Below are 371 nucleotides of genomic sequence, written 5' to 3'. Positions count from 1 at the left end.
TTGATCTTCATTTGTCCTGCGGTGCGATCGTCACCGATCGTACAGCGCTGGGGTACCAGGACTCGAACCTAGACTAACTGAACCAGAATCAGTCGTGCTGCCAATTACACCATACCCCACCAGAGTTGAACCCCTGCGGGTCCTTCTCAGGCGTTGCGCCTCTCAGTCGGTCCCTTCCGAGGGGCTTTCGCTCCCTCGTCCGTTCCCTCCCGGGCGGCGCAGAAAGAACATTACCCGACGTCGGCCCCGGCTCCAAAATCGATAACCGCAGGCAGCGACGGGGAGGCCGTCCGGTGACCTCCGGGTGCGGTGAGGGGGGAGGGTGAAGGAGGGAGGTGCCTTTTTTTCTCCCCGCTCGCCTCCCCGCTCTC

The 371-nt window shown here is 62.3% G+C and carries 1 tRNA gene; it reads right to left on the bottom strand.

The window, feature by feature from the left end:
* Positions 1-47: 47 nt before the first annotated feature.
* Positions 48-119 (bottom strand) — tRNA-Gln (locus ACFQ87_RS22875).
* Positions 120-371: the final 252 nt, after the last annotated feature.

The sequence above is a fragment of the Kitasatospora sp. NPDC056531 genome, from assembly GCF_042794375.1.
GTDB lineage: Bacteria > Actinomycetota > Actinomycetes > Streptomycetales > Streptomycetaceae > Kitasatospora.
The sequence above is the reverse complement of the archived record's forward strand: the minus strand, read 5'-3'. Positions and strand labels throughout refer to the sequence as shown.